This window comes from Variovorax sp. Soil_C_17, from assembly GCF_057657265.1.
Genome location: NZ_JBDGIT010000009.1, coordinates 18,121 through 43,660 on the forward strand (window position 1 = coordinate 18,121; position 25,540 = coordinate 43,660).

The 25,540-nt window shown below is 66.7% G+C and carries 19 protein-coding genes and 2 pseudogenes; 15 read left to right on the top strand and 6 right to left on the bottom strand.

The genetic code is table 11. The features are described from left to right. The first annotated feature begins 9 nt into the window (after window positions 1–9). Genes AC3A6Y_RS28585 through AC3A6Y_RS28600 form a run of 4 tightly spaced genes read left to right on the top strand, consistent with a single transcriptional unit; the run spans window position 10 to window position 5,010 of the window. Complete coding sequence (locus AC3A6Y_RS28585; RefSeq protein WP_487871611.1) at window positions 10–1,560, top strand: UxaA family hydrolase; 1,551 nt, start codon at window positions 10–12, stop codon at window positions 1,558–1,560. Between the two features lie 40 nt (window positions 1,561–1,600). Continuing rightward, window positions 1,601–3,070 carry an NAD-dependent succinate-semialdehyde dehydrogenase gene (locus tag AC3A6Y_RS28590; RefSeq protein WP_487871612.1) on the top strand — a complete coding sequence of 490 codons (1,470 nt, stop codon included), beginning with the start codon at window positions 1,601–1,603 and terminating at the stop codon, window positions 3,068–3,070. Window positions 3,071–3,078: 8 nt separating this feature from the next. Continuing rightward, window positions 3,079–3,885, top strand: a complete 807-nt coding sequence (gene hpaI, locus AC3A6Y_RS28595; protein WP_487871613.1) for a 4-hydroxy-2-oxoheptanedioate aldolase — start codon at window positions 3,079–3,081, stop codon at window positions 3,883–3,885. 24 nt (window positions 3,886–3,909) lie between these two features. Continuing rightward, entirely contained in the window at window positions 3,910–5,010 is a 1,101-nt protein-coding gene (locus tag AC3A6Y_RS28600; protein WP_487871614.1) for a tartrate dehydrogenase, read from the top strand. 62 nt (window positions 5,011–5,072) lie between these two features. Here AC3A6Y_RS28600 and AC3A6Y_RS28605 read toward each other — a convergent pair. Further along, window positions 5,073–5,620: pseudogene (locus AC3A6Y_RS28605) on the bottom strand (Crp/Fnr family transcriptional regulator); the annotation flags it as partial. Between the two features lie 8 nt (window positions 5,621–5,628). Between AC3A6Y_RS28605 and AC3A6Y_RS28610 the strand changes: the two are divergent. Next, window positions 5,629–5,796, top strand: coding sequence for a hypothetical protein (locus tag AC3A6Y_RS28610; protein ID WP_487871615.1), 168 nt, complete (start codon window positions 5,629–5,631; stop codon window positions 5,794–5,796). A gap of 21 nt (window positions 5,797–5,817) precedes the next feature. On the opposite strand, the gene AC3A6Y_RS28615 is transcribed toward AC3A6Y_RS28610, so the two are convergent. After that, on the bottom strand, window positions 5,818–6,141 hold the full coding sequence (locus tag AC3A6Y_RS28615; protein WP_487871616.1) for a hypothetical protein: 324 nt from the start codon (window positions 6,139–6,141) through the stop codon (window positions 5,818–5,820). A 463-nt stretch (window positions 6,142–6,604) separates the two neighbouring features. Here AC3A6Y_RS28615 and AC3A6Y_RS28620 point away from each other — a divergent pair, with 463 nt between their 5' ends. Continuing rightward, on the top strand, window positions 6,605–8,677 hold the full coding sequence (locus tag AC3A6Y_RS28620) for a thioredoxin domain-containing protein (protein ID WP_487871617.1): 2,073 nt from the start codon (window positions 6,605–6,607) through the stop codon (window positions 8,675–8,677). Between the two features lie 496 nt (window positions 8,678–9,173). Here the strand turns inward: AC3A6Y_RS28620 and AC3A6Y_RS28625 are convergent, their stop codons facing one another. From AC3A6Y_RS28625 to AC3A6Y_RS28635, 3 genes are all read right to left on the bottom strand, one after another. Further along, window positions 9,174–9,443: a hypothetical protein gene (locus AC3A6Y_RS28625; RefSeq protein ID WP_487871618.1), complete on the bottom strand. Its 270-nt coding sequence runs from the start codon at window positions 9,441–9,443 to the stop codon at window positions 9,174–9,176. Further along, window positions 9,427–9,594: a hypothetical protein gene (locus AC3A6Y_RS28630; RefSeq protein ID WP_487871619.1), complete on the bottom strand. Its 168-nt coding sequence runs from the start codon at window positions 9,592–9,594 to the stop codon at window positions 9,427–9,429. Before AC3A6Y_RS28630 ends, AC3A6Y_RS28625 begins: the two co-directional genes overlap by 17 nt. Before the next feature lie 632 nt (window positions 9,595–10,226). Beyond that, window positions 10,227–10,412 (bottom strand): DUF3606 domain-containing protein, encoded by a 186-nt coding sequence (locus tag AC3A6Y_RS28635; protein ID WP_487871620.1) that lies wholly within the window; start codon window positions 10,410–10,412, stop codon window positions 10,227–10,229. Between the two features lie 416 nt (window positions 10,413–10,828). On the opposite strand from AC3A6Y_RS28635, the pseudogene AC3A6Y_RS28640 reads away from it, so the two are divergent. After that, window positions 10,829–11,084, top strand: a pseudogene (locus tag AC3A6Y_RS28640) (urease accessory protein UreD); the annotation flags it as partial. Between the two features lie 86 nt (window positions 11,085–11,170). Further along, window positions 11,171–12,763 carry an OpgD/OpgG family glucan biosynthesis protein gene (locus AC3A6Y_RS28645; protein WP_487871621.1) on the top strand — a complete coding sequence of 531 codons (1,593 nt, stop codon included), beginning with the start codon at window positions 11,171–11,173 and terminating at the stop codon, window positions 12,761–12,763. Between the two features lie 375 nt (window positions 12,764–13,138). Here the strand turns inward: AC3A6Y_RS28645 and AC3A6Y_RS28650 are convergent, their stop codons facing one another. Further along, window positions 13,139–13,348, bottom strand: coding sequence for a hypothetical protein (locus AC3A6Y_RS28650; RefSeq protein WP_487871622.1), 210 nt, complete (start codon window positions 13,346–13,348; stop codon window positions 13,139–13,141). A 484-nt stretch (window positions 13,349–13,832) separates the two neighbouring features. Between AC3A6Y_RS28650 and AC3A6Y_RS28655 the strand changes: the two genes are divergently transcribed. The 7 genes from AC3A6Y_RS28655 to AC3A6Y_RS28685 all read left to right on the top strand — a co-directional run bounded on the left by AC3A6Y_RS28655 (window position 13,833) and on the right by AC3A6Y_RS28685 (window position 25,516). Beyond that, a complete protein-coding gene (locus tag AC3A6Y_RS28655) occupies window positions 13,833–18,530 on the top strand; it encodes a beta strand repeat-containing protein (RefSeq protein ID WP_487871623.1) in 4,698 nt (1,565 codons plus the stop codon). Between the two features lie 109 nt (window positions 18,531–18,639). Beyond that, window positions 18,640–18,888, top strand: a complete 249-nt coding sequence (locus AC3A6Y_RS28660) for a hypothetical protein (protein ID WP_487871624.1) — start codon at window positions 18,640–18,642, stop codon at window positions 18,886–18,888. Window positions 18,889–19,670: 782 nt separating this feature from the next. Next, window positions 19,671–22,013: a type VI secretion system Vgr family protein gene (locus tag AC3A6Y_RS28665; RefSeq protein WP_487871625.1), complete on the top strand. Its 2,343-nt coding sequence runs from the start codon at window positions 19,671–19,673 to the stop codon at window positions 22,011–22,013. 3 nt (window positions 22,014–22,016) lie between these two features. Further along, entirely contained in the window at window positions 22,017–22,499 is a 483-nt protein-coding gene (locus AC3A6Y_RS28670; protein WP_487871626.1) for a DUF6484 domain-containing protein, read from the top strand. 29 nt (window positions 22,500–22,528) lie between these two features. Next, a complete protein-coding gene (locus tag AC3A6Y_RS28675; RefSeq protein WP_487871627.1) occupies window positions 22,529–23,605 on the top strand; it encodes a DUF2169 family type VI secretion system accessory protein in 1,077 nt (358 codons plus the stop codon). Further along, window positions 23,602–24,672 (top strand): hypothetical protein, encoded by a 1,071-nt coding sequence (locus AC3A6Y_RS28680; RefSeq protein ID WP_487871628.1) that lies wholly within the window; start codon window positions 23,602–23,604, stop codon window positions 24,670–24,672. Before AC3A6Y_RS28675 ends, AC3A6Y_RS28680 begins: the two co-directional genes overlap by 4 nt. Window positions 24,673–24,676: 4 nt before the next feature. Further along, window positions 24,677–25,516: a DUF4150 domain-containing protein gene (locus tag AC3A6Y_RS28685; protein WP_487871629.1), complete on the top strand. Its 840-nt coding sequence runs from the start codon at window positions 24,677–24,679 to the stop codon at window positions 25,514–25,516. The last annotated feature ends 24 nt before the right edge of the window (window positions 25,517–25,540 follow it).

Here is a 25,540-nt window from a genome sequence, read left to right on the forward strand (position 1 = left end):
GAGATCCGCATGACCGCTGTTGCCACCACTGCCGACACGGCCCCTTCGCCGCTGATCCGGCTGCACGAGAACGACAACGTGCTGATCGCCCGCGCACCCATCGCGCTGGGCCAGACCTTGCCGCAGCTCGGCCTGCGCATGCGTGCGCAGGTGCCCGCCGGCCACAAGATCGCGGCACGCCGGATTGCCGCCGGCGAGAAAGTCAAGAAGTACGACACCGTCATCGGCGCGGCCATGCGCGACATCGAGCCGGGCGAGCACGTGCACACGCACAACCTCGAGCTGGTCGACTTCGACCGCGACCCGGGCTTCTGCGAGGACGTGCGCCACGTCGACTACGTCCCGGAGGCCGAGCGCGCCACCTTCATGGGCATCGTGCGGCCCGACGGCAGCGTCGCCACGCGCAACTTCATCGGGCTGATCTCGTCCGTGAACTGCTCGGCCACCGTCATCAAGCAGATCGCGGCGCACTTCACGCCCGAGCGCCTGGTGGCGTACCCGAATGTCGACGGCGTGGTGGCCTTCGCGCAGACCAGCGGCTGCGGCATGTCCTCGCCGAGCGAGCACTTCGACGTGTTGCGCCGGACCATTGCCGGCTATGCCCGCCATCCGAACCTCGCCGGCGTGCTGATCGTCGGTCTCGGCTGCGAACGCAACCAGGTTGCCGATCTCGTGGCATCGCAAGGCCTGGTGCCCGGCCCGCACGTGCGAACCTTCGTGATGCAGGACACGGGCGGCACCCGCGCCACCATCGCCGCGGGCATCGCAGCCATCGAGTCCATGCTGCCGGCCGCCAACGACGTCAAGCGCGAGCCGGTCAGCGCCGCGCACCTGAAGATCGGCCTGGAATGCGGCGGCTCCGACGGCTTTTCCGGGATCACCGCCAATCCGGCGCTGGGCGCGGCGATGGACATCCTGGTGCGCCACGGCGGCACCGCCATCCTCTCGGAGACGCCCGAGATCCACGGCGTGGAGTTCATGCTGACGCGCCGCGCCGTGAGCCCTGCGGTGGGCCAGAAACTGCTCGACCGCCTCGCCTGGTGGGAAGCGTACACACGCGGCCACAACGGGCAGTTCAATGGCGTCGTGGGCCCGGGCAACCAAGCCGGTGGCCTCGCCAACATCTTCGAGAAGTCGCTCGGGTCCGCGATGAAGGGGGGCACCACGCCCTTGCAGGCCGTGTACGAATACGCCGAGCCCATCGACAAGGCCGGCTTCGTGTTCATGGACTCGCCCGGCTACGACCCGGTGGCCTCGACCGGCCAGATCGCCAGCGGTGCGAACCTAATCTGCTTCACCACCGGCCGCGGCTCGATGTTCGGCTCCAAGCCGTCGCCAACCATCAAGCTGGCGAGCAACACCGCCATGTTCACCCGCCTCGAGGACGACATGGACATCAACTGCGGCCTGATCCTGGACGGCGAGCTCGACGTGCAGCAGATGGGCGAACGCATCTTCCAGCACATCCTGCGCGCCGCTTCGGGCGAACCGACCAAGAGCGAGCTGCTGGGCCTGGGCGATCACGAGTTCGTGCCCTGGCACATGGGCATCGTGAGCTGAGCCTTCCTTCGCGACCAGAACCCACCGACACCCGGACACCATGCCCCTGACGCTTTCCTCACCCGGCCTGCTGCGCAGCGCCAACTTCATTGCCGGCGAGTGGCGTACAGCCACCGGCGCGACGCTCGATGTGACGGACCCGGCCACCGGCGCGTGCATCGCCCAGGTGCCCGACAGCGGCGCCGGCGAGGCGCGCAGCGCCGTCGATGCCGCGCACGCCGCGTTCGCGGGCTGGCGCAAGGTGCCGGCCAAGCAGCGCGCGCAGATCATCAAGCGCTGGAACGACCTCGTGCTGGCGAACCAGGACGACCTGGGCAAGCTGGTCTCGCGCGAGCAGGGCAAGCCGCTGGCGGAGGGCAAGGGCGAGATCGCCTACGCCGCCAGCTACATCGAGTGGTTCGCCGAAGAGGCGACGCGCGCCAACGGCGACTTCATTCCCGCCCCTTTGCCGGGGCGCCGCATGTTCGCGCTCAGGGAGCCGGTCGGCGTGGTCGCCGCGATCACGCCGTGGAACTTTCCGGCCGCGATGATCGCGCGCAAGATCGCGCCCGCACTGGCCGCCGGCTGCACCGTCGTCTGCAAGCCGGCCGAGGACACGCCGCTAACCTCGCTGGCGCTGGTGGCGCTGGCCGAACAGGCGGGCGTGCCGCCGGGTGTGCTCAACATCGTCACCGCCTCGCGCGAACGCACGCCCGAGGTGGTGGACGTCTGGCTCGACGACCCGCGCGTGCGCAAGATCACCTTCACCGGCTCGACGCCGGTGGGCAAGCACCTGGCGCGCCGCTCGGCCGACACGCTCAAGAAGCTGTCGCTGGAGCTGGGCGGCAACGCCCCCTTCATCGTGTTCGAGGACGCCGATCTCGATGCCGCAGTCGAAGGGCTCATGGCCGCCAAGTTCCGCAACGGAGGACAGACCTGCGTGTGCCCCAACCGCGTGTTCGTGCACAGCAGCGTGCACGACGCCTTCGCCGACAAGCTGGGCGCGCGCGTCGCGGCGCTCAAGGTCGGGCCCGCGACCGACCCGGCTTCGCAGATCGGCCCGATGATCAATGTGCGCGCGGTCGAGAAGATCGAGCGCCACGTCCGCGACGCCGTGGCGCGCGGCGCGCGCGTGCTCACCGGCGGCGAGCGCCTGACGGCGCTGGGGCCCCACTACTACGCGCCCACGGTGCTGGTGAACGCCGACGCCACGATGGCCTGCTCCTGCGAGGAAACCTTCGGGCCCGTGGCACCGATCACGCGCTTCGACAGCGAGGCCGACGTCATCGCGCAGGCCAACGACACGCCCTTCGGACTGGCCGCCTACTTCTACTCGCAGGACGTGCGCCGCATCTGGCGCGTGGCCGATGCGCTGGAGACGGGCATCGTCGGCATCAACGAAGGCGCGCTCGCGGCAGAAGCGGCGCCCTTCGGCGGCGTGAAGGAGTCGGGCTATGGGCGCGAGGGCTCGGTCCACGGCCTGGACGACTACCTGCACACCAAGTATGTGTGCCAGGGCGCACTGGATTGACGGAGGCGATGGTTATGAACAATTCTTTTAAGCAGGCACTGCTGGCCAAGCAGCCGCAGGTCGGCCTGTGGCTGTCGATGGCGCAGCCCTACAGCGCGGAAGTCTGCGCGACCGCCGGCTTCCAATGGCTGCTGATCGACGGCGAGCATGCACCCAACGATGTGCGCAGCACCCTGGCGCAGCTGCAGGCGGTGGCCGCCTATCCCGGCCAGCCCGTCGTGCGTGCCGTCAGCGGTGACACCGCCCTGATCAAGCAGCTGCTCGACGTCGGCGCGCAGAACCTGCTGGTGCCCATGGTCGACACCGCTGCGCAGGCGCGCGCGCTGGTGGCGGCCACGCGCTATCCGCCGGAGGGCGTGCGCGGCGTCGGCGCCGCCGTGGCGCGGGCTTCGCGCTGGGGCGCGCGGCGCGACTACCTGGGCGCGGCCAACGACGAGGTCTGCCTGCTGGTGCAGGCCGAGACCGTCACCGCCCTCGACAACCTCGAAGAGATCTGCGCCGTCGACGGCGTGCACGGCGTGTTCATCGGCCCCGCCGACCTAGCCGCGTCGATGGGCCACCGCGGCGCAGCCGGGCACCCCGAGGTCCAGGCCGCCATCGATCGCGCCATCCGCACCATCGTCGCGAGCGGCAAGGCAGCCGGCACGCTGACGGCGGACCTCGCGCTGGCTCGCAAGTACCTCGAGCTCGGCGCCACCTTCGTTGCGGTCGGCATCGACGTCACGCTGCTGGCACAGGCGGCGCGCCGGCTGGCTGGGGAATTCGGTCTCGGCACCGAGAGCGCGATGAGCGCCGCCGGCGCCTCCGCCTACTGAACATCGACACACAGGAAAGACACCATGAGCAGGACGCTTCGCATCGCCGCCATCCCGGGCGACGGCATCGGCAAGGAAGTGATGCCCGAGGGCCTGCGCGTCCTCGAGAAGGCCACGCGCCGCTTCGGCATCGAACTGGCCGTGACCCACATCGACTGGGCCAGCTGCGACTACTACGCCAAGACCGGGCAGATGATGCCCGACGACTGGAAGGCCCGCCTCGAAGGCATGGACGCCGTCTACTTCGGCGCGGTCGGCTGGCCTGACACGGTGCCGGATCACATTTCGCTGTGGGGCTCGCTGCTGAAGTTCCGGCGCGAGTTCGACCAGTATGTGAACCTGCGGCCGGTGCGCCTGTTCGAAGGGGTGCCCGGGCCGCTGGCCGACCGCAAGCCCGGCGACATCGACTTCTACATCGTGCGCGAGAACACCGAGGGCGAATACACCAATCTCGGCGGCGTGATGTTCGAGGGGACGGAGCGCGAAGTGGTCATCCAGGAGGCCGTGTTCAGCCGCTTCGGCGCCGACCGGGTGCTGAAGTGCGCCTTCGACCTTGCGCAGTCCCGGCCGCGCAAGCAGCTCACGGTGGCGACCAAGAGCAACGGCATCGCGATCAGCATGCCGTGGTGGGATCGCCGTGCGGATGCTGTCGGCAGCGGCTATCCCGAGGTGAAGGTGGACAAGCAGCACATCGACATCCTCTCGGCGCGCTTCGTGCTGCAGCCGCAGCGCTTCGATGTAGTGGTGGCCAGCAACCTGTTCGGCGACATCCTGTCGGACCTGGGGCCCGCCTGCACCGGCACGATCGGCCTGGCGCCGTCGGCCAATCTCAACCCGGAGCGCAAGTTTCCTTCGCTGTTCGAGCCGGTCCACGGCTCGGCGCCCGACATCTACGGCAAGGGCATTGCCAACCCGGTGGCGATGATCTGGTCGGGCGCGCTGATGCTCGATTTCCTCGGGCATCGCGAAGCGCACGATGTGATCGTGCGGGCCATCGAGCAGGTGCTGGCGTCGGGCCCGCGCACGGGCGACCTGGGCGGGAAGGCGACGACGGTCGAGATGGGTGCGGCCATCGCCGCGCTCGTCGATTCGGAAGCCATCGCGACGCCCCGCCTTCGATGCTAATCAAACGATGACGTTCGTCTGCGCGCTGCCGCACGGTGAAACCAATCGACGCGTTCGACGGATCAGGTCGCTATTTCGTGGGGCAGCAGGCGCGCGGTCTCGCGCTTCACCACTTCGTAGCACGCGCACACGTGCAGTTCGAGACCTGCGCGATCCAGCACCGCGATGTGACCCAGGGGAGTAGTGTTCAAGTTCAGTCGCTGCAGCTTGCCGGCCGCCTCCGTCACGCCTTCGCGCCGCACGCCGAGCATGTTGGCAATGAGCTCCTGCGCCATCACCAGTTCGCGGCCCGGCAGCCTGTCGAGGCTCAACAAGAGCCAGCGGCATAGCTGCAGTTCGAGCGAATGGTGTGGATTGCATACTGCCGTTTGCGACATCTGCGCAATGAGCGACTGGGTATAGCGCAGCAGGAGATGGAGCAAGGGCCCTCCCTCTCGACCAGATGCTTGACATGGCCGGCGCCCAGGCGATACGCACGGCCTGCACTCTGCACCACCGCGCGGTTCGGCGTGCTGCCTCCGCCCATCAGGAGCGAGACACCGACCATGCCCTCGAACTCCAGGACCGCGATCTCGGCGGATTGCCCGTTCTCGAGCACATAGAGCAGCGAATCACGGCATGAAACACCGTCCCGACAGCACCTTCGGCAACTTCGGCACCTTCAACGATGACGTCCTGGCGTACAAGGACCCCCATTTCTGCCGGATCGACATTTGTACCGTCATCCATGTGTCGAAGTGGCATGGCTCAGGTCAGGATCGCGGTGCAAAAGTCCACAGCTTCTGATTCCTCGATGGGGCCGCGATCTCAGAGGGGTTCGTACAAGGTCTTGAGCCCCAGCCAAGCCGCCGCGATCACCGCATTCACCGACACGCTCAAGGCACTCGGCACATAGAACAGCGCCGAGACCACCGGCGCGCCAATCAGGATTTCGACAATCCCCCCCAACCCGTACAACAGCACGGCGCACCACAGCCAGCGTCGCATGTAAGTGGCAAGCCAGTGAGCTTGGGATCGGTTGTGTCGCCAGGCCGCTGAGCGCTCGATGAGGCTGCCTTGTGTGACGTCCAGGAAGAGCCACTCGAAAAAGAAGTAGCGATACAGGAGAGTGCGGAAGGTCAGCTCTTGCACGATCCATTTCCTTCTGTGGGCGGTGGTTCGTCGCAGTCGATTGTGTCAGCGCATCGGGAAGACCAATAGCTCTTGCGGGCCGGCGGCTTTGCCCAAGATGGACATCATCAACTGCGGCGCTGACGCTTAGACAATCTATGCAATGCTGGGTTCCACGACAGCGCCTTCGCGCAGAACCACTAACGCGCATGTGTGGCCAAGGCTCTCAAGAGGCACCGGGGATCCGGACATCGCCCGAGTCGGTCCTCGGCCGACTTCGCTGGCTGTACCGGCCGCGCTGGTACACCCTCGTGATAGCGCAGCGCCGCTTCGACCTTGTCGGCGTTGTGGATGTCAGCGCCACCACATTCCCATGGAGGTGTAGCGTACCTTCTTTCCTTGATCATGACCACGCCTTCGATAAGGCATAGGCTAGAAGATGTCGAACGTTTCCAGACAAACTCCGAGGCCGGGGTCGGCGTCCATGACGCCTCGCAGTTCGCAACCCGCGGACCGCCCCACCAACCGCCTTGCTCGCGAGACGAGCCCCTACCTGCTGCAGCACGCGCACAACCCGGTGGACTGGTTCCCATGGGGCGAGGAGGCGTTCGCCAAGGCGCGCGCCGAGGACAAGCCCATCTTGCTGTCAGTGGGCTACGCCACTTGCCACTGGTGCCATGTAATGGAGCGCGAGAGCTTCGAGGACGTGGGGCTGGCGCGCCAGTTGGCCGATGGCTTCGTCGCCGTCAAGGTCGACCGCGAGGAACTACCAGACGTCGACCACGTCTATATGAGCGCCCTGCAGGCGCTCACCGGCCGCGGCGGCTGGCCGATGAACATGTTTCTCACCCCGCAACTTCGCGCATTCTTCGGCGGTACGTACTTTCCGCCGCGATCGCGCCAAGGAGTTCCCAGCTTTTGCGAGGTGCTCGCCGCCGTGCGCGAGGCGTGGGTCCACAGGCGGGATGACATCGAGCGGGAGGCCCAAACACTGCTCGATCTCGTGCACCGCGGCACGGCCCTCTCGCCCCGTGCATTGACCGATGACATGCACCGGCGAGCCGTGGCCCAGATCGCCCTGCGCTTCGACCAAACGCGCGGGGGCTTCGGCAGCGCGCCCAAGTTTCCGCAGACTCCGTTGCTGCAGTATCTGCTGGCGCTGGCGGCCAGCGGCGACGGGCGTGCGCGCACGATGCTTGTTGCGACGCTGCACCACATGGCCGCCGGCGGAATGTATGACCACGTCGGTGGTGGCTTCGCTCGCTACTCCACCGACGAGGGCTGGCATGTGCCGCACTTCGAAAAGATGTTGTACGACAACGCCCAGCTCGCGCGCGTGTATGCCGGCGCCTTCCGGCTGACCGGTGAAGAGAGGCTGCGCCACGTCGCCGAGGGCACATTGACGTACCTGCTGCGCGAGATGCACCCAGCGGCCGCGCCGGCAGCCTTCGCTTGCGCGCAGGACGCCGACGCCGAGGGCGTCGAGGGCAAATTCCACGTCTGGACGCTGGCCGAGTTCCGCGCCGTGCTCGGCGCCGATGCACAGGCCGCGGCGCGACTGCATGGCGTGACGGAGCAAGGCAACTGGGAGCACGGCGCGAACGTGCTCAAGCGCCTCGATCCGGAAGGCGTACGCGCCGAACTCGACCTGGAACCCGAGGCCTTTGCGTCTTGGGAGCGCTCTGTGCGCGAACGCCTCTACGCAGCGCGTGCCCAGCGCGCCTGGCCGATTACCGACGACAAGGTGCTGGCCGACTGGAACGGCATGGCGCTGCGCGCATTCGCTGAAGGAGGGCGGCTGCTCGGGCGAGACGAATTCGTGCAGGCTGCGCGAGAGCTCGCGCGCTTCCTGCTGGCCGCCTTGGTCCGCGATGGGCGGGTCCACCACGCCTGGCGCGACGGCACGCTGCGAGAAGAGGGGTACCTGGCCGACCACGCGCAGCTCGGGCTCGGCCTCCTGGAACTGCATGCAGCCACCGGCGAGCTGGAGTGGCTGAACGCCGCGCTTGACCTGGGCGATGGCATGGTCGAGCGCTTCCATGATGTGGTCGAAGGCTTCTTCGACAGCGCGTCAATCCAGCTGCCGATACGGGCGCGGAACCTCTTCGACGGCGCAGTGCCCTCGGGCACTGCGGCGGCGTGCGAGCTGTTGCTGCGACTGGCAGGCCCCTTTGAGCGCGACGACTGGGCCAACATCGCCCGCGCCGCGCTCGAGGGTCACGGCGCATTGATGGAGGAAGCGCCGATGGCCGCATCGGCGTTGCTGCATGCACAGCTGCTGGCGGAGCAGGGGGCTGATCTTGCGATCCCGGCCGGACCAGGCAGCGAACCCCTGTGGGCGGCGGCGCAGTCGGCGTTCGCGCCACTGGTCACACTCTTGCGTGGCTTTCCAGGATCGATGCCGCCGCTGGAAGGCCGGGTCGTGGGCGAGGCCTACCTGTGTCGGAATGGAAGCTGTGAGCTGCCGGCGCGATCGGTCGAAGCGCTGCGAGAGCAACTCGCAAAGGAGTTCTCTGGCCCGCCCGGCAAGTTCGCAGCATCGGACGGCACCGCTTGAGGAGTTGCGGCCGAGCCATCGGCTCAAGAAAAGGCCGGGCGATCGTTCAACACGCGGAGATTGGCACATGGTGCCCCGCGCCGACGGGTGCATGCGGCTTCGACCCGCTGATGTGTGCTGGAATGCCGGAAAGCGGTCGTCAACCACCGTCGACTCACGGCCGGGACCGCCTGTCTCCGACGCGCGCTGCCGGCTGCCATGGGGCACCCAAGCCATCGGCCCGAACGCTGCTGCCGGGTTCGGCGGCGAACTCGCAGTCGCGGCCAGAACCAGTCATTGATAACCTCGGCCCACTGACACCTGCTCCCCACCAATGACGTCGATCAAGAAGGTTGTGCTCCACTCCAGGCGAGGCTCCGGGCTTCGACATCTGGTTGTCGATCAGCTGGCAAACTGCGGATTTCACGAAGCACGCTTGGAGGTCAACGATCCTGGTGGCTCCAATTTAAAGCTGACGCGCGCGCTTGGCGACTGTTTAGCGTACGTCGATGCGATCTCAGGATGACTTTCTAAGTATCGAGCGCAGAGCCAGGTAGCCGGCTACCCATGCCGCAGCAATGTTGGGTTCAGGATCGCCGATCTTCCCAGGTCTGTAGCCCAGGTGCTCCTGCGTCGATTCGACCTCCTCCAGCAGCATCCAGTGAAATTCGCCAGGCTCCAACTCCTTGACCGTCAGAGTCAATGACGCCGCCGGGTTCATGTTGTGCGTTCTTTCATCATCTGCAGTTTCCTGAATGAGACCGTCGCGTTCAAGGAAGCTGTTCACGAATTGCTGCCGGAACTTCCTGGACGTGTTCGATATGAAGATGGCTGGCCAACAACAACCGGAGCAGAAGTTCAACAACCTTGTGGCGGGCAAGGCGCCGCAGCTTCAGCTGGCCGGTCAGGACTTCATGTGCCTCGGTGTCGAAGCACACGCCGCCCTCCCGATGGACACCGTACTCGCGGCCGCGAATCTCTCTAGGCCGCCATCCTCAGCTCGTTGCCGAGTACGGACTTCACCTTGGCGGCGTAGAGCTTCGGCCCCTCGCCCGGCGTAGATCCCGGCCTCAAAGACCCTGAGCGCCGAACTGCTGCGCAGGATCGAGATTTGGTGCCATGCAGCATACAAGGCGTCGACCTGGCCGCAACCCGAAGGCAGCGTCCTGTTCAAGTGGTTGATGTTGACTGAGCTCGTCGGTCTGATGGTCGCCTTCGGCTGATTACTGCGCATGGCAGCCGCGGGCGGTTGAGGCGTGCAGCGAGCGGCGACCGTACGATCGGAAAAGCCTTTGATAGCTAGCCCGTGCAGGTGAACTTGCCTTTGCGCCTCACCTTGGCTGATTGGTATCGGGAGAAGTTGAGTGGTTAGGTGGGCGGAGAAGTTTGCCGCAGAGATGCAGCGCCTTACAGAGGGGCGCGCGGCCTTTAACGATATGCTGGATTGGGCCCTGGAACTGTGGGCCTGCCCATAGGGAGAGCGATACTGTGGAAGTCGCAAGGCGAGCTTCGCGCTACAAATAGGTCTTCGCAGACCGAACTGAGTCAGGCCAATTTGCGCACCCCACGCTTAGAGGTGCGCCGAGAGGTACTCGCGCACGGCGTCGGTCGAGTTGCCCACGGCCTTCACGGCGGCGCGCAACTGCTCGGGCGTGCGTCCCAGGCTCTTCGCCCAATCGCTGCTCGAGCGAGATGAAATTCCGGTCGCTGCCAGTCTTTTTGGTGTCGTCAGGCATGGTGTTCTCCCCGTTGGCATGCGCAACGTCGCCGCGCTCGGGCGGGGGTCTGTGGCCCCCCTGATCAGAGCGTGTCGGCTTCTTCGGATTGCCGAGCCGCGGTGCTGGACCAGGGGGCCCGAAATGTCGGCATGGCCGACTTGGACACTCTCGCGGCCATGCTGCTCGACGAGCGGCCGCTCAACCTGGAAGAGCCGGGGTGGATCTGCGAACTGAAGTACGACGGGTATTGGCTGCTGGCCGAGTTCGGGCAGGGCAGCTGCCGGCTCAGGACCGGCAAGGGCGCCGACGCGTCAAAGTGGTTCCCCGAGGTCTGCCAGAGCCTCGCCCCAGTGCGTGGCGGCCTCTACATCACGGATGGCGAGGTGTGCGTGCTCGACAAGTACGGCCGCAGCGACGTCGATACCTGCAGGACCGAGCGCGTCGGCGGCGCTGGTATGACGGTGCACGGCCGCTGGCATACCTGGTCGCAGGCTCGCCGATCGCGCGTGCACGGCGCGACGCCGCGCTCGATGCCGCGCGCGCTGATCGTTGCCTATGGCCGGCGCGACCAGCCCGCATGCCGAGACCATCGCGTCCTGCGTGCGCTCGCGCTGGTGGTCGGGCTGGCCATGCAGCTACTGCGCCAGGTGTGGCAGGCTTGGCGGGCCGAGCTCTGGCACATGACGGGCACGCCGGCGCGCATCTGGGCGATGCAGTGCCTGTCAACAGGCCCGAAGCCCCTCCGAACAGGCGCTCGTCCGACGAACCGCGGCCGCGCCGCTGCCTAGACTGCGCCATGCGAAGAAGAAGCTTTCTCGCTGCCGGCGCGGTCGCAAGCACAGGCTGCACGAGCTTTGCGGTGGCACCCGCAGCCTGGGCCGCCGAACTCCAGCCGCTCGGCAGCCCCGGAAAATTCGATTACGCCTGGCTCAAGGGCGCCGCGCGCGATCTCGCTCACAGGCCTTATCGGCCGCACGGCAGAGCGCTGCCGCGCGATGTCGCGGCGCTTGACTGGGACCAGTACCAGGCGATCCGCTTCAAGCCCGATCATGCGCTGTGGGCCGACGATAGGCTGCGCTTCCGGATTCGCCTGTTCCATCTGGGACTGTTCTTCAAGCGGCCGGTGCGCATGTTCGAGCTCGCCGGCGGTCAGGCGCAGGAGCTCGCCTACGACCCTGCGATGTTCGACTACGGCCGAAGCGGCCTCGACGGCGCGCGGCAGCCGCGCGACCTCGGCTTTGCCGGTTTTCGCGTCCACGTCGCGCCCGACTTCGACAGGGATGTCGCCGCCTTTCTGGGCGCCAGCTACTTCCGCGCGGTGGGCGCCGAGAGACAGTACGGCCTGTCGGCACGCGGCCTGGCAGTCGACACGGCGCTGGGCCGCGACGAGGAGTTTCCGGACTTCACCGACTTCTGGTTCGAGCGGCCGGCGCCGGGCGCGAACTCGGTGGTGGTCTACGCGATGCTCGACTCGCCCAGCATCACCGGCGCCTACCGCTTCGCGATCACGCCGGGCGAGCTGCTGACGATGGACGTCGATGCTGCGCTCTATCCGCGCAGGCAGATCGAGCGCCTTGGCATCGCCGCCTGCACCAGCATGTTCCAGGTCGGCGAGAACGACCGCCGCACCGCCCGCGACTGGCGTCCCGAGATCCACGACTCCGACGGTTTGGCGATGCACCGCGGCAACGGCGAATGGATCTGGCGCCCACTCGTGAACCCGGCCACGCTGCGCTTCAGCTCCTTTGTCGACAAGGACCCCCAGGGCTTCGGCCTGATGCAGCGCGACCGCGATTTCGACCACTACCAGGACGACGGCGCCTTCTACGAGAAGCGCCCTTCGCTTTGGGTCCAGCCCAAGGCGGCCTGGGGCGAAGGGGCGGTCCAGCTGGTCGAGATACCGACGGTGGACGAGACCTTCGACAACGTCGTGGCCTTCTGGAACCCGGCGCACAAGCCGCAGCGCGGGCAGGAACTGCTGTACGGCTATCGCCTCTACTGGGGCGCCACCGCGCCGGTGCGCCCGGCACTCGCCACCTGCGTGGCCACGCGCACCGGCATCGGCGGCACGGTCGGGCGCAAGCGGCGGCACTGGTCCTGGCGCTTCGTGGTCGACTTCGCAGGCGGCCAGCTGGCGCGAATCGACCTGAAGACGACGACGGTCGAGCCCGTCATCACCGCATCGAGTGGAAGCATCGAGCTCAAGTCGGCACGCCCGCTCGCATCGGTGAACGGCGTGCGCGCCACCTTCGACGCGGTGCCGCCGCCGCGCAGTGGTCCGGTCACGCTGCGGCTCTTCCTGCGTGCCGACGGCCAAGCCTTGAGCGAAACCTGGCTGTACGAATGGACGCCGCCGGCGCCGGCCGATCGCAAGCTCGCGCCCGCATGACGCCTCTTCACAGCAACATCCCGGCCCGCCTCGATCGCCTGCCCGGGTCGCGCTGGCACGGGCGCGTGGTGATCGCACTCGGCGTAGCCTAGGTGCTCGACGATCTCGGGGTCACGCTGATGGGCTCGATCGGCGGCAATAGGCTGAAATCAGCGTCTCATGGCTACCGTGGTGCTCTCCATTGCGGAGCTGGCACAACCGCAAGCGCCACGTCCCGTGCTTTCGCGGGAGCAATGGATTGATCATCTGCAGGAATTGGTCCTTGCCGAGAGGGGAGCCAAACCGGGCGCGGATTCCCCATGGATCAGAGCCGTCGGCCCATCCGGGACCGGTGAAGGCTAGGTTCACTGAGGCCTGTTCTGCCGTCCAGACGCATCACATTCGCCCCTTGCGCACGAGCAAGAGCGGCGCATACCCGCTCATTCGGTCGTCAGCGAAGCCGCCATCATCAGTGCAGCCGAGCACCGATGACCATTGCGAGTCGTAGGCAAACTCCTCCGGCCCGAGCTTCGCTTCGAGTTGCTCAGCGGTTTCCAGAACATGCCGACGAATGGTTTCCGGACGCAGCCCGTGGTCGACGGGCAACACTTCATGCAACAGCGCACCGACCGCCGCGAAGGAGACTGCGCGCCACTTGGCCTCAGGTACTTCAGTTGTGGTGACGTGTGCACCGCCAGGAGTTCGCTCACCGGGCAGAACGCGGCCTCCCGGGATTCTTCGCAGTGACACCGGTGCTAACGTGGGCCCAGCGCAAGTCGATATCCCCGAAGGCGGTGCGCAAGCGCAGCGAGTGGCGCCCTTGATCGCTCGAGCCTCTGAATTTCGGCCAGTTGTATGTCCTCAGATTTACGTAGAGCGTTGGTGCTAGATCGTCTTGAGAATGGTCGGCGAGCAGCGCTCTTTCTAGACTGCGCCGACAAGCACTGAAGCGCGTTCCCAGGTCTTCGCGCTCGATGTGCCTCTTTTTGTGCAGATGCCACATCGGTGACAGAGCGGACACCAAGGTGTTCCTGGACTGGACCTGGACTGGACCTGGACTGGCCTGGACTCGACGCGGTGGAGAACTGCAATGAAAGTTCGCAACCCTTCCGATGGTGTCGACGGTGGACCATATTGCCTGCCGCTGCGTCCGCTGGCACTGGCACTTTTGTGCCTTGGCGTCATGCAGGCTGTGGCGCAGACGCTACCGACCGGCTTCAACGCCATCGCTGGCGGCTTGAGCATCGCCCAACCGAACGCCGCCACGTTGAACATTCACCAAAGCACGGCCAGAGGCATTGCGCAGTGGAGCAGCTTTTCCATCGGCGCAGGCGCTACGGTCAACGTCATGCAGCCGGGACCAAACAGCGTCCTTCTCAATCGCGTGGTGGGCAACGAGCTTTCGACCATCGCCGGCAGCCTGCGGGCCAACGGGCAAGTGTTCCTGGTCAATCCGAACGGCGTGCTCTTCAGCAAGGGATCGTCGGTCGCCGTCGGCGGTCTGGTGGCGTCGACACTGGACATCTCGAATGCCAACTTCATGGCGGGCAAGCAGCTCGTGTTCGAGCGCACGGACGCCAACCAGGCCCCGGTCGTAAATTCGGGCCGCATCACCGCTGGGGAGGGAGGTACGGTCGCGCTGGTCGGTGCGCAGGTTCGTAACGACGGCTCGATTGAAGTGGCACGCGGCTCGATCGGCCTGCTGTCAGGACGCAAGGTCACGATGGATTTCGATGGCGACGGACTGACCACCTTCCACGTCACGACCGACGCGCTCGGCAGCTCGGCAACGGTCGAGAACGCGGCGGCTGGCCAACTTGCAGCCAATGGTGGCCGTGTGGTGATGTTGGCAGATGCGAACTCCATTGGCGCACGCGTGGTCAATCAGCAGGGCACGGTGCGCGCACGTTCCCTGTCGGAGCGCAACGGTGAGATCGTGCTGGGCGGCGGATCTGGCAATGACCTGCATGTCACGGGTGTGCTCGATGTCACCGGCGCGTCGGCCGGGCAGCGCGGCGGCAGCATCGATCTCGTGGCGCGGCGCGTTCTGCTCGACGGCGCCACTGCGGACGCAAGTGGCGCCGCGGGCGGCGGCCAGATCACGATCCATGCGACCGACATGGCGGCGATCACCGACAGCACGGTGCTGCGCAGCGATGCGACAACGCAGGGCGACGGCGGCCGCATCGTTGCGCTGGGCGACGTCGGCTTGCGTGCGCTGGGACAGTTCTCGGCGCGCGGCGCCGGCAGCGCTGGCCGCGGCGGCTTCGTCGAGACTTCCGGCGCTGCACTGGATGTGGCGAGCATACGGGTCGACACCGGGGCGCCTTCGGGGGGCGCTGGACAGTGGCTGCTCGATCCCGTTGACATACAGATCGGCCACCTCGCTGATGGCGCCGTGCTGCCGCCCAACCTCGGTGCGCCATTCACCGCGATCGAGGGCCAGAACTCGACGATCTACGATCGTGTCATCAACGAAGCGCTCGTGAACAGCAATGTCACGATCAACACGGGGACTGGGGGAACCTTCGCGGGCAACATCAGCTTCGGCCAGAACGTCAACGTTGCCTATGGCGGCTCGGCCACGCGGACTTTCCGCCTTGAGGCCAATCGCAGCATCCTGTTCAGCTCCGTGGTCAATGCGCCGCAGATCCAGGCGAGCGGTAGCGGCAAGCTCAATGTCGAGTTCATCGCGAATGCCAACGACAGCGCGCAGGGCGGCAGGATCGCGTTTCAGGGCACGATTGCCACCAACGGCGGCCATGTGCTGATGAACGCCACCGCGCCGAGCGGCGCTTTCATTGAGGGGCCCTTTGGCGGCTCCGGCATCAGCCTCACCGACACCAGCATCACGACCAACGGCGGCAACGTCACGCTTTTCGGCTCCGGGCGGGCCTGGTTCTTTGATCCGGGCCCGGCGATAGCCGCGCTGGCCGTCGTTGATCCGGGACCGGCCGCCTTCTGGGGCACAGACCTCAGCAACGTCGCCATCAGTTCGGGCAGCGGGAACATCAGCGTGCGAGGTCTCGGCCTGCCGGCCCAAGGATTCACCGACCCGGCGACCGCGTTCCCAACCGGTGGCGTCATTTTGCGCAACGGAACCGGCCTCACCAGCACCAGCGGCAACATCGAAGTGTCGGGCTCGACAAATGCCGTCAACGCGCAGAGCGGGCTCATCATCACGGCCGCTGCGGCCGAGGGCCCCCAGGCCCGGATCGCCACCGACACAGGCAACGTGACGCTGCGCGCCCTGTCGACCACGGCGGGCGACATGATCAGCGTCGGCGGCCCGGTGAGCAGCAAGAGCGGCCAGATCAACGTGCGCGCCGGCGCGGTTACCACCGGCGGCGGCATCTCGGATCTCAACGCGCAGACGATCACGCTGGGTGGTGCAGGCAACGGTTTCGTCGTCGATACCGCCGAGTTCACCCTGCTGTCGGCCCCCGCGGTGAGCATCGGCGCCGGTGCCTTCAGTGGCTTCAGCGGCAACATTGCGCTCGCCGAATCGGTCGATCTGCCCAGCCGCGTCACGCTCGAGACCGCCGGAGGGTCGATCTTTCTCGGCGCGCCTCTCGCGACGGAATCGCTCGCGCTGCTCGCCGCGGGTTCCATCACGCAAGGGACGACGGCGCCCATCAGCGCCGACAGTGTCATGGCCAGCAGCAGCAACGGCGACGTTCGTCTCGTGAATGCGGACAACAAGGTCGGCACAGTGGCGGGGTTCGCGACCAACGGCTCGTTCGAACTGCGAAGCAGCGGCGCGCTCGCCGTCGGCACAGTGGCTTTCCAGTCCGCTTCGGGTGCACCGGCCTTCGGCATTGGGGTACAGGCGGCTGATGTCGGTTTGGTGTCCGCGGGCGATCTCACGATCGCGAACAACGTGTTCGCGACGGGCACTCTCGGTCTGCTTGGCGCCGGCAACATCGCCCTCGGTGCCACTCTCGGGGCCAGCGACGTGCGAATGGCAGCCGGGAGCGATATCGCCCAAAGCACCGGCGGCATCGGCGCGACCCGCCTGGTTGCGCTTTCGCTGGCGGGCAATGTGAGCCTCATCTCGACCGCCAACAAGGTTGGCACGCTGGCTGGCAGTGCCTCCGGGCGTTTCGACTATCTCGACGCCGACGGCCTGATTGTCGGCAATGTCCCTGCAGTTCCGCCTCAGTTCAACGATGGGGTGCTCGTCGGCAATCTTCCTGGCACCCAGCTGCAAGTGATCGGCGCAAACGGGATTACGAGCAGTTCCGCGCGTGTGCGGACCGTGAACGGCAATCTAACCACTGCATCCGTCATCGATGCCGGCGACAGCGCTTTGCTGCAAGCCGGCGGCGCGGGCAGCGTCGCCTTGAACGCCGGCGTGCAAGCGACGGAGGTGGCACTGCTGGCTGGCGTCAGCGTGCTGCAGGCGGCGCCGGGCGCGATCTCGGCGAAACGGCTGCTCGCGAACGCGCAGGCCGGCGATGTGACGCTGCTGAACGCGAGCAACCTCGTGGAAACTGTGGCAGGGGGCGCCGGTGGTCGATTCGACTATGCGCAGCCGGGCGCACTGAGGATTGGCAGCGTTGCGGTTGCAGATGCCTCGCAGCCGGTGGGCGGCATTGGGATCAGCGGTGCCAACGTGCGCGTCGAGACGCAGGGTGCTGACCTTGCGGTCGAGGCGCCCGTCATCGCGAGCGGCAACGCGATCTTGCAGACCCGGGGCGCCGGCGACCTGCAGATCGCGAGTGCCTTGCGCGCGAGCAACGTCGTGCTCGGCGCCGCCGGCAGCATCACGCAGGCGGTCGGGCCCGGCGGTGCGGGGAAGCCGGGCGGCACCCAGCAACACGCGCCGAGCGACACGTCGCCGATCACGGCAGTCAGCTTGCTGGCGCGCTCGACCACGGGCGACGTGTCGCTGGCCAATCCAAACAATCGCGTCGCCACCGTCGCTGGCAGTGCGTCCGGCCGCTTCGACTATGCCGATGCGGATGCGCTGACCGTGGGGACCGTGACGGTTTCGGACCAGCAGCAATCGCTGTCTGCCACGGGCATCGCGGCGAACACAGTGCGCGTGCGCACCTACACGGAAGACCTCACGCTGGCGGCGCCTGTGACCTCCATTGAGGCCGATCTGATCGCCGGTGCTCGGTTCCAGAACCCCTTGGCCGCGGGCGCACCGGCGAGCGGCAACTGGCGCGTCTGGGCGGATACCTGGGTGGGCGAGGACCGTGGCGGGCTCGCAGGGTCGGGTCTCCTTCCCAACTACTACAACTGCAGCTACGGCGGGCCATGCGGCGTGACCATCCTGCCCAGCGGCAATCACTTCGTCTATGCGCAGCAGCCCGGGCTCACGGTGGAGATCGGCAGCGCGACCCGGCGCGCCGGCTTCCCCAATCCCCACATAGACTTCAGGATCGTCGACGGGCTGATCCTCGGCGACACGGGCATCGGCATCACCGGCGCGCTCGACCCGCTCCCGAGCACCCTGAGTCCACGCGGCACGTATCGGGTCGGCGGCCGCTTCGCCTCGGCCGAAGGCTATGCCGTCAATGTGGTGCCGGGCCGCCTGGTCGTCGACGAATTCCCGCAATTCAAGTTGCCGGACGTTGCACGCGAGACGCCCACCACCTGGCTGTACGAGCGCAACATCGGCCAGCAGGCGCCGATCTGCCTCGCGACGGGACCGCTGGAAGCCGACCGCACGGAACAAGGCGCCGACATCCTCGCGCGCGAGTGGTCGCGCGTGCGCGCACGGCCCAACTTGACGAGCTGCGTCGATACCGAGAAGCGGAACAGCTGCTCGGACTTCTGACGCCACAGCCATGGCCGACCTCCAGTTCCTCATCGAAAGCGATTTCACCGGCCATCGCCGACCTGATGTTCTGGCGCGTGGTCGGGCATGAGGCGCTGGCTCGGTTTCGATGTATGAACTCACGGTGATCTCGAAGAACAAGGCGATTGCAGCGAGCGACATCCTGGGCCGGGCCTTCGATGTCGTCATCGCGTTTGAGGATGCGGAGAGCGGCAAGCACCGAAGAAGCGACCAACCTGAGTTGCGGGGGATGAAGCGCACCGCATGCCTGTTGCAGGACGTTCGGTCCAGCCGGGTGTCCCGCCCGTGTCGACGCGAGCCCCGCCGGCTGACACCCTCGGCGCGGACATCGCCTTGATTGGCAGTCCGACGAATGTCGCGTACGCCGACTACGTCGGAAAGGCTGTTCGTTCGATCGAGAAGCCAAGCGCCAAGAGGTAGATGCTCGGCCCAAGTGCGCCCCACGCCAGTCCCAAGGCCTAGGGTCCGATCAGGCTGCGCGGCGTAGCTCGCTCGAAGCGCAGGGGTTCTCCTAGCAGTGGGCCCGGACCTCCTTGCGGTCGCTGAGGATGGGGCGCGTCCACCAAGCCTCGAAGGAGCAATATCGACCTATCGCAACCGCCCGCGTCAAGGAAGCGAGCGACCGAATCCCGGCGCAAGCCCCCTCGGTGACCCGGCGCGCCCGCCCCCAACGGCAAGGTCCTGGTCCCGTCCCGATGCATTGCCCTTGCTGGAGCAACTGGGACATGCCGGACTCGTCAAACAGATCGCCGATCCTGACCTGCTCCGCGGCTTGGAGCTCAATCGCTCGGCCCGGCCTGGAAGCCAACCGCAGCCGCGGGCCAGAAGGCGCTTGCCGGCCCCAATCCGGTGACGATCTTCAAGGTGTCCGAGAGCGGGCGCTTCTGCGTGCTCAGTGATGACGGCGACACGGACATTGGCGGCAGGAAGTGCAAGTGCAGGAAGGTGCCCTGCGAGCCGAAAGAATTCCGCGGTTTCTTGGTCGAGCAGGCGTTCTTCCTGGCACTCCCCATGTCCCCTTCCACATGGCCGATGGCGTCTGACGTATGGACTCGCCGCGAGCGCAGTTCGATAGTCGCTGCCATGCGTTGACCCGGTACAAGAGATTGGAATGACCTCGTGACAGCGGCGCGGTTTCAGATCAAGAGCGAATCGCCGGTCGCGGCCGACCTGATGTTCTGGAGCGTTGCCGGGCACGAAGGCCTCTCGCGCGCGTCGTTCTACGAACTCGTCGTGCTCTCGGAGAACCATGCGATCACGCCCTGGGACATCCTGGGTCACGTGTTCGACGTGGCCATCGAGTTCGAGGACGCCGACGGCACCCTGCACGCACGTCACTGCCACGGCCACGCGACGCGCTTCATGCGGCTTGGCGCCGTGGGGCGCCACTTCGAGTACCAGATCCAGCTGCGCTCATGGTTCTGGCTGCTGACCAAGCGCACCAACTCGCGCATCCTGCAGGAAAAGCCGGTGCTCGACGTGATGGACGAGGTGCTCGAGGACAGCCCCATCAAGAGTCTGAAGAAGACCCGGACCAACAAGGTCATCGGCATCCACACGCCCCATAGCTACTGCGTGCAGTACCAGGAGAGCGACCACGCGTTCATTTCGCGGCTGCTGGAGGACGAGGGCATCTACTACTGGTTCGATGCGCACGACGAGCCGGGCACCATGCACCTGTCGGACACGCTGGACCTCGCGCATGAGAAGCTGCCGGCCCTGGACACGCTCGATTACGCACCGGATGGGCGCGAGGCGCGATTCAATGAAATCACGCAGTGGGTGAGCATGCGCCAGCTCGATACCGGCAAGTTCACGTCGCGCGACAATGACTTCAAGGTTGTGAGCAAGAAACTCAGCGCCGACAAGGCCGATCCGGATGCCCATGAGCTGTCGGACCTCGAAGCGTTCGAGTTCCCGGGCGGCTATGCCGATGGCGACGACACCGACAACATCGCCGCCGTTCGGCTCGACGAGCTCGTCGGGCGGCGCCAGCGCCACTGGGCCTTCACGCGCTGGCCCGACGTTGCCGTCGGCAGGCGCTTCGATTTCAAGGGCGACCCCGACGGCCTGCGCGATGGCGAGTACGTCATCGCCGGCTGCACCTTTGTCGTCGCCCACCCCGGCTACGTGAGCGTCGAGCCGACACGGTCCAGCCGCTCCCTGGCGGAGGTGCTGAAGGCGGTGCTCGACCAGGACGCGGTAAATGCCGACGCGCGCTCGGCATTCGAAGCGCTGATCGTCGAATCGCCGGCTTTGCGCACCGGACTGCAGGGCAGCGGCGCCTTCCTGCTCACGCTGCTGCCTACCGACATGCCCTGGCGCCCGCCGCGCTTGACGCCACGCACCCGCATGCCGGGCCCGCAGTGCGCCTTGGTGGTGGGCAAGGCGGGCGAGGAGATCTGGACCGACGAGTTCGGCCGCGTGAAGGTGCAGTTCCATTGGGACCGCTACGGCAAGAAGGACGAGAACAGCTCGTGCTGGGTGCGTGTCTCGCAGCCGTGGGCCGGTAAGGGCTGGGGCGCGGTGGCGATCCCGCGCATCGGGCAGGAGGTGATCGTCGATTTCCTCGAGGGAGACCCCGACCAGCCCATCATCGTCGGGCGCTTCTACAACGGCGAGAGCATGCCTCCGTACGCACTGCCCGCCGGTGCGGTGGTGAGCGGTCTCAAGACGAACACGCACAAGGGCAAGGGCTACAACGAGATGTCGATGAACGACACCGCAGGAAAGGAAATGATCACCATCCACGGGCAGTACGACATGTGCACGACGGTGCTGCACGACCAGTCCACGACGGTGAACAACAACCGCACGGACACGATCGACGTCGATGACTCGGAGACCGTGGGCAGCAACCAGACGCAGTCGATCGGCGCCAACCAGTCGATCTCGGTGGGCGCGAACCGTGACGAGACGGTGGGCGGCACCGAGACCCTCACGATCGGCGGGCACCGCACGGAGACCGTCAACGGCGGCGAGACGGTGACGGTGAACGGCGGCCGTACGCACACGGTCAACGGCGTCCAGTCGACGACGATCTCGGTCGCCGAGACGCACACCGTAGGGGCCGGGCGGATGCACAACGTCGGCGCGGGCGAAATGATCGATGTCGGCGGCGCACAGATGGTGAACATCGGGGGCGCGCAGATGGTCAATGTCGGAAGCCTGCACAAGGTGAACGTCGGCGGACCGCAATCGTTCAGCGTGGGCGGGCCTCACAAGCTGGCGGCCGCGGTCATCGGGGAAACCTCGAAGGGGCCGATCAAGATCAAGGCGGGCGCGGTCTGCATGGTCGAAGCGCCGACCATTGTGCTGAAGGCCGGCGGCAGCAAGATCATCATGAACTCAAGCGGCATCACGATGAAGGGCGCCAAGATCACCATCACGGCCGACGGCAGCGCGTCGTTCAAGGCCGGCGGGTCGATCAAGATCAAGGGCGCCAACCTCGGGGAGGACTAAGCGGTGAAACAGCTCCAGGACCGGGACGATCTGCAGGACGTTCGCACGATGATCGCCGACGTCGCCGAATGGTCGAAGGTGGTGGGGGAGGGCGTGTCGCTCGCGACCTTCGCGGGTTTCGATGCCGAGGGCCACTTTCTCGTGACACTGACCGACGCGCTGCATGCGGTGCCGGCGCTGTCGACGCTCGGCCTTGCCGAAACGGACATCGGCACGAGCGTCGTGATCGCGTTGCGCAACGGCAAGGTGCGCGAGCCGGTGATCCTCGGGCGCCTGCAGCCACGCGAGGCGCCGGCCCCCGCGGCCGCCCTCAGGATCGACGGCGAGTGCGTCGTGCTGCAGGGCAGGCAGCGGATCGAACTGCGCTGCGGCGAGGCCAGCATCGTGCTCACCCGGGCCGGGAAGATCCTGATCCGCGGCACCTATGTGCTCTCGCGTTCGAGCGGTTTAAACAAGCTCAAGGGAGCGTTCGTCGACATCAATTGAGGCGATGCAACGCTGCCTGCCCGCACACCATGTGGCAACTCGAGAACCGCACACCATATGCAGCGCAGCGCAGCTGGGTGCGGGCCAAGGACGGAGAGGAGATCTGGCTGGTCGCGGTGAAGTGCAGCTTCGACATCCGGCCTGACGGGACGACCGCGCCGAGTGCCGAGCAGCCGCCGGTCGTGATGGTTCCCGAATACGTCGGCGAGCCGGGCCGATCGAGTCTCAGGCACGACATGGACCTAGTCCGCACCAAGACGACCACCGACGTGCTGCTGCTCGGGCAGGCGCAGGCGCCGCGCGGCAAGCCGGTGACGGAGCTAGACGTGGGATTCCGGGTCGGGCCCGTGGTGAAGCGACTGCGCGTGACCGGCGATCGCGTCTGGCGGGGCGGGGCGGCCTCTGCACCCTTGCCCTTCGTGACGATGCCGCTGGTGCATGAGCGCGCCTATGGGGGCGTCGATCCGGCGAGCCGGCATGCAGCCTGCCCGCAATGGGACGAGCGCAATCCAGTCGGAACGGGCTTCGCGCTGTCGGCCTCCGGCATCGAGGGCCTGCGGCTGCCGAACGTCGAGTATCCCGACCAGCTCGTGAAGACATGGAGCGACAGGCCCGATCCGGCTGCGCCGGGACCGGTCTGCGCACACTGGCAGCCGCGGCTCGGCCTCGCCGGGCGCTATGACGATGCGTGGCAGCAGGATCGCTTCCCGCTGCTGCCGGCCAACTTCGACGACCGGCACTACCAGGTCGCGCCCGCGGACCAGCAGGCGCCGCGCTTCCTGGCCGGCGGGGAGTCGGTCGCCCTGGTTCACCTGACGCCTGGCGGCGAGCTGCAGTTCGAGCTGCCGCGAGTGGTGCTGGGGCTGGAGACCTTCTTTTCCGACGGCGAGCGGCGACATCACGATCGGCCGCGGCTGAACACCGTGATCCTCGAGCCCGAGCTCATGCGCGTCTCGCTCGTGTGGCACAGCGCCTTGCCGTGCCACCCCAAGGTCCACAAGCTTCTCAGGACACGCGTGATCGAGAAGCGCATCCTGTCCCTGGGGGGCGGGCGGGGCGCAACGGAAGAAGAAGAAGAAGAAGAAGAAGAAGAGGAGGAGGCGTGAGCGGCGCCCCGGCGCTGCTCATCGCCGGGCTCGGCGCGTCAACGCCCGTCGGGCGCAACGTCCTGGCCAGCGCGGCGGCGGCGCGTGCCGGTGTGTGCGGCTTCTCGGAGCACCCGTACATGGTGGACACCGCCGGCGAGCCAATGCGCGTTGCGCGCGCCCCCTGGCTGGACCTGGACGTCGACCCCGGCGTACGTTGGGGCGGGTTGCTGCTTCCTGCGCTGGACGAGGCGCTCGGCCCGCTGGCCGGCGCTGTCGCCGCCCGGCCGCTGCGCCTGGGCCTGGCCCTGGCCCTGCCTCCGCCACGGCCCGGAACACCATCCGAACTCGCCGAAGAGCTGCGCGAGAGGGTGGCCCATCGCTATCCCGGCCTGTTCGCCCGCATCCTGGCCTACGAAGTTGGCCATGCGGCTGGCTATCTGGCGCTCGAGGCGGCTTGCCTGGGATGTGGCGCCGGTTCGATCGAGGCCTGCATCGTCGCAGGGGTCGACTCTTACCTGGCTCCGGAGACGCTGGACTGGGTGGAGGAATGCGACCAACTGCACGGCGGCGGTCCTCTCAACAATGCCTGGGGATTCATTCCCGGTGAGGCCGCGGGTGCGATGCTCGTTGCGTCCCCGGCGTTCGCCGCCCGCCACGGCCTTGAGGCGCTGGGCGAGATCGTGAGCGTGGGCATCGGCCGTGAAGCCCACCTCATCAAGACCGATGCAGTCTGTGTCGGCCAGGGACTGACGCAGGCGTTCCGGCAGGCACTGCAGGCGCTGGAAGCAGGCGAGCAGGTCCACAACGTGTTCTGCGACCTTAACGGCGAGCCCTACCGGGCCGACGAGTACGGATTCGCGGCCCTGCGCACGAGCGAACGCTTCAGGTCGGCCACCGACTTCGTCGCCCCGGCCGATTGCTGGGGCGATGTCGGCGCCGCGAGTGCCGCGCTGCACATCGCGCTTGCGGTGCTCTGCCACCGCAAGCGCTACGGCCACGGGCCCTTGTCGCTGGCCTGGGCGAGCTCCGAATCGGGCGAGCGCGGCGCCGCGGTCATCCGCGGCCTGGACCCCCTGGAAGGGTGAGGACATGCCGGTCACGATCAAGGTCAACGGCACGAACCTCTCGTTGGCTCACAAGATGGCCGGCGGGTTGTCAACGGCGACCATCCCGGATGTCTGCAAGACGCCGTCGCCCGGCGGGCCGGTGCCCGTTCCCTATCCGAACATCGCACAGATCATCACGCTGTCGAGCGGCACCACCACTGTCAAGACAGACAAGATCATGGGGGCCAACAAGGGCTCGAAGTTCTCTCTTTCCAACGGCGACAACGCCGGCACTGTCGGGGGAGTCAAGTCGAACGTCTTCATGAAGGAGGCCACGTGGATCCTGTATTCCTTCGACGTCAAGATGGACGGCAAGAACGCCTGCCGCCTGACCGACAAGATGTTCCACAACAGCGAGAACGCTGCCAACCTGACGGGTTACATCGGCCCCGTCGTGCTGGTGGGAGACAGCAAGGACATTGCCGACGAGCTGTGCAAGGAGTTCTGCAAGGACCTGAAGGAGAGCTTCAAGAAGGACAGCAACGGAAAATGGAAGCGCGACTACTCGAAGGTCAAGAAGGGAACCCGCTTGTCCGACCGGCTGGAGAAGCGGCTCAAGGACAGCGGCGCGAGCAAATGGAAGAAATGGGGCATCACCTTCCAGAATCGGCACATCCGGAGAACGCCCCCGGATGTGCTGCGCACCGCCGCCAACGGATCGAAGATGCGCTGCTTCGATTTCAAGTTTCCCAGGGATCGGTTTCGCAAGGGCAAGATCAACCCGGCGACCGGCCGGCGCAGCCTGAGCCAGCACCACCGTCAGAAGCGCCTGGCCGGCGGTCGCAAACCGGTGGAGATCAGCGCCGAAACATGCAGCTGCTAGGGCCTGTTAAGGCCTAACCAAGGA

Coding starts and splice junctions, on each gene's coding strand:
- AC3A6Y_RS28655 (WP_487871623.1), top strand. CDS start 13,833: ATGAAAGTTCGCAACCCTTCCGATGGTGTCGACGGTGGACCATATTGC.
- AC3A6Y_RS28660 (WP_487871624.1), top strand. CDS start 18,640: ATGTATGAACTCACGGTGATCTCGAAGAACAAGGCGATTGCAGCGAGC.
- AC3A6Y_RS28585 (WP_487871611.1), top strand. CDS start 10: ATGACCGCTGTTGCCACCACTGCCGACACGGCCCCTTCGCCGCTGATC.
- AC3A6Y_RS28590 (WP_487871612.1), top strand. CDS start 1,601: ATGCCCCTGACGCTTTCCTCACCCGGCCTGCTGCGCAGCGCCAACTTC.
- AC3A6Y_RS28645 (WP_487871621.1), top strand. CDS start 11,171: ATGCGAAGAAGAAGCTTTCTCGCTGCCGGCGCGGTCGCAAGCACAGGC.
- AC3A6Y_RS28685 (WP_487871629.1), top strand. CDS start 24,677: ATGCCGGTCACGATCAAGGTCAACGGCACGAACCTCTCGTTGGCTCAC.
- hpaI (WP_487871613.1), top strand. CDS start 3,079: ATGGTTATGAACAATTCTTTTAAGCAGGCACTGCTGGCCAAGCAGCCG.
- AC3A6Y_RS28635 (WP_487871620.1), bottom strand. CDS start 10,412: ATGCCAACGGGGAGAACACCATGCCTGACGACACCAAAAAGACTGGCA.
- AC3A6Y_RS28620 (WP_487871617.1), top strand. CDS start 6,605: ATGACGCCTCGCAGTTCGCAACCCGCGGACCGCCCCACCAACCGCCTT.
- AC3A6Y_RS28675 (WP_487871627.1), top strand. CDS start 22,529: ATGTGGCAACTCGAGAACCGCACACCATATGCAGCGCAGCGCAGCTGG.
- AC3A6Y_RS28610 (WP_487871615.1), top strand. CDS start 5,629: ATGAAACACCGTCCCGACAGCACCTTCGGCAACTTCGGCACCTTCAAC.
- AC3A6Y_RS28600 (WP_487871614.1), top strand. CDS start 3,910: ATGAGCAGGACGCTTCGCATCGCCGCCATCCCGGGCGACGGCATCGGC.